Source organism: uncultured Campylobacter sp. (assembly GCF_938045535.1).
GTDB lineage: Bacteria > Campylobacterota > Campylobacteria > Campylobacterales > Campylobacteraceae > Campylobacter_B.
Window position 1 is genome coordinate 1 of sequence record NZ_CALIMQ010000293.1, and the last position, 3,576, is coordinate 3,576.

Sequence of the window (3,576 nt, forward strand, 5' to 3'; positions counted from 1 at the left end):
TCGGCACCAACTGGGCGAATTACAGCTGGTTCGTGGGCGACATCTTCGGCGCGCCGCTTGCGATCGAGGGCTTGCTAGCGTTTTTCTTGGAGGCTACCTTTTTTGCGGTAATGTTCTTCGGCTGGGACCGCGTAAGCAAGAAATTTCATCTTCTTTCAACCTGGCTCGTGGCGATCGGATCAAATTTAAGCGCGTATTGGATCTTAATCGCGAATGCTTGGATGCAAAACCCAGTGGGTACGAGCTTTAATCCTGATACGATGCGCAACGAGATGAGTAATTTTTTAGATATCGCGCTGTCTCACTTCGGAGTGGCTAAATTTTTGCATACCGTCGGCGGCGGCTATATTACCGCGGCGCTTTTCGTGCTTGGAATTTCGGCGTTTTATATGCTAAAAAACAAAGACTTCGCGATTGCTAAAAAAAGCTTCATCGTAGCGGCAAGCTTCGGTATGCTAAGCTCGCTTTTCGTGCTATTTAGCGGCGACGAGAGCGCCTATCAGGTCGCGCAAAAGCAGCCGATGAAGCTTGCGGCGATGGAGGGTCTGTATAAGGGCGAAGTAAATGCAGGCATCGTCGCGGCGGGAGTTTTAAATCCGAGCAAAACCGCGGGAGACGATAAGGAGCCGTTTTTGTTTGAGATTAAAGCACCTTACGCGCTAGGGCTGATGGCTACGAGAGGGCTTGATAATTTCACGCCGGGCATCGATGATTTGGTATTCGGAAATGAAAAATTCGGCATCGAAGGCGCGGATAAAAAGATAGAAAAAGGCAAAATCGCCCTGCAAGCGCTAAAGGATTACAAGCTCGCCAAAGACGCCAATGATACTGCGGCGATGCAGCAGGCGCGCGAAATTTTACTCGGCAACCAAAATATGCAAAATTTAGGCTACGGCTACTTTGACGACGCGAAGCAGATCGTCCCTCCCGTGACGCTTACCTTTTACAGCTTCCACGTGATGGTGGCTTTGGGAAGCTATTTTATCTTGCTATTTTTCGTGACGCTATTTTTGGCGATGCGAAAGAATCTCGCCGAATACAAAAAAATTCTATGGCTTTGCGTCTTTAGCATTCCTCTGGGATACGTCGCGTGCGAGGCGGGCTGGATCGTGGCCGAAGTAGGGCGCCAGCCGTGGGCGATACAAGATCTTATGCCGGTGGGCGTCGCGGCTACGAGCCTAGCGGGAACGAACATAATGATCTCGTTTGCGCTCTTTGCGGTTTTATTTACGGTTTTATTCATAGCCGAGATAAAGATCATGCTAAAACAGATAAAGATAGGATTTTAAGATGCACGAAATTTTTCAAATTTATTGGTGGTGCGTGGTTTCGCTTCTGGGCGGAATTTTGGTTTTTATGCTCTTCGTGCAGGGCGGTCAGACGCTGCTTTTTACGCTGGCAAAGAATGAGACCGAGAAGGATTTTATAATAAATTCCATCGGCAAGAAATGGGAGCTTACCTTTACTACGCTCGTGATGTTCGGCGGGGCGTGCTTTGCGGCGTTTCCTCTATTTTATGCGACCAGCTTCGGCGGAGCGTATTGGGCGTGGATGGCTCTGCTTTTTTGCTTCATAATCCAAGCCGTCGCTTACGAATACAGAAAAAAGCCCGATAATTTCTTGGGTGCTAAAACTTATGAAGCCTTTCTTTTCATAAACGGCTCTCTGGGCACGATCCTGCTTGGTATCATCGTCTCGACGCTTTTTAGCGGCAGCGAGTTTGCGCTGGGTGATAATAATTTCGTGCAGTGGAAAAACCCGGCTCGCGGACTTGAGGCGCTAGCAAATCCGTTTAATTACATCTTGGGAGTTGCATTATTTTTCTGCGCTAGGACGGGAGCGAGCTTATATTTGATGAATAATATCGCCGAGCCCGAAATGATCGCTAAGCTCAAAGCTTCGCTTAAATTTAACGCTAGCGCGTTTTTGGTTTTTTTCATCGCGTTTTTGGCGTGGGTCTTGCTAAAGCAGGGCTATGCAGTAGGCGCCGGCGGCGTCGTAAGTCTCGAGAGCTTTAAGTATCTGCACAATTACCTAAGCCTGCCTGCGGCACTAATCTTGCTGCTGCTGGGCGTAGTGCTGGTGCTGGTGGGGATATTCAAAGGCGCATTTACAAGCAGCGTGCGCGGAGTATTTTTCTACGGCGTGGGCGTCGTATGCGCGGTAACGAGCGTATTTTTGATCCTAGGACTAAATCAAACGGCGTTTTATCCGTCAAATTTTGATTTGCAAAGCTCTCTTACTTTGGCAAATGCAAGCTCAAGCCTCTATACGCTTAAGACGATGTTTTACGTGTCGTTTCTGGTGCCTTTCGTACTCAGTTATATAAGCTATGTTTGGCGCGCAATGGATGCTAAGAAGCTCGATAAAGAGGAGCTTGTAAACGAGCATTATTAGGCGCGCCCGCTCGCGCGGATGAGCATGGCGCATAAATACACGCCGCGTAAAATTTTATTTGCGTGCCTAGCAAGCGCCAAATAAGCTGCTCGGGCAACGCAAATGCCGCTTGCCGTAAGGTTATCGCGGCGCCAAACGGAAGTCGGCGGCGCAAGGCGCACGCTGCTTGAAATTTAATGAGCGTCAAGTAGAGCGTAGCCGTGCTAAACGGCGCGAAAGCCGAGCTTCGAAGGCGCTAAAATTGCACGAGTTTCGCTTTAAATTTAACCGCATAGTGGCATAGATGCCGTCTCGGCGCGATTAGAAGCTTTCGGACGCGATCGTGAGGCTGCTCTAGCGCGGCGTTTATGTTCGCCTTTGCGCTTGGTTAAATTTCATATCGGCGGCGCTCTTTGCGCGCCGCATTATAAAAATTTTAAGGATTAAAAATGATCAAACCTTTAGTTTTCATCGCGATTTGGATGATCTTGCTCGTAGGAAGCTATAAATTTATAAAGCTAAACATTACTCATCGCGAAAAAAGCGAGCAGTAAAAGCGTAGAAATTTTAAAAGTTTGCGGTCTGGGATTTCGCTTTAAATTTAGAAAGCGAAATCTAGAGCCGCAAGATGCCGGCGAAATTTTATCTAGCCCTTGTAGTCGATATTTTTTTCAAACTCTTTAAGTCGCATATGGATTGAGCGGAGCTCCGTGATCGTCGTCCAGTTATTCATAAAAATACTAAAACTACCGCGCACTTGATTAAAGGCGTTGCTTACCTGCACCAACACACCCAAAGTGATCGCCTGAGTAAAAATACCAGGACCGACCAAAAAGTAAGGCACTAAAATTAAAATTTGAGAAAAAGAGCGAAGCCATAGATCGAAATAACAAAGATGCAAATATAACTTGTAATAGTTATGCTTCAGCTTCGCAAACAGCCCCTCAACTTGCTCCTGCCCTCCATAGTTGATCTTGTCGTCCTCGGCTAAGACTAACTCTTTACGAAACGCCGCTTCTACCTTTTGATTATCGTATTCCAGACGCGGCAGGTACCAGCCCACTAACCAGGAAATAATAAGTCCGCCGATACTAACCCCCAGTGCGATCCATACGAGAGAGCCCGGTGTTTCGTTTAAAAAAGGTATCTTGACCTTTGCGCTAAGCTCCCAAAGCACAGGTATGAACGCGATTAGCGTTA

The 3,576-nt window shown here is 47.5% G+C and carries 3 protein-coding genes; 2 read left to right on the forward strand and 1 reads right to left on the reverse strand.

Features of this window, described 5'->3' with window-relative positions; genetic code table 11:
- Positions 1–1,289: cytochrome ubiquinol oxidase subunit I (locus tag Q0095_RS09165; protein WP_297883226.1), on the forward strand; the 1,289-nt coding region annotated here is incomplete at its 5' end.
- Between the two features lies 1 nt (position 1,290).
- Positions 1,291–2,397, forward strand: coding sequence for a cytochrome d ubiquinol oxidase subunit II (gene cydB, locus Q0095_RS09170; RefSeq protein ID WP_297883227.1), 1,107 nt, complete (start codon positions 1,291–1,293; stop codon positions 2,395–2,397).
- A gap of 625 nt (positions 2,398–3,022) precedes the next feature.
- Here the strand turns inward: cydB and Q0095_RS09175 are convergent.
- Positions 3,023–3,576 (reverse strand): SbmA/BacA-like family transporter (locus Q0095_RS09175; protein WP_297883228.1); only part of this gene is annotated, 554 nt, incomplete at its 5' end.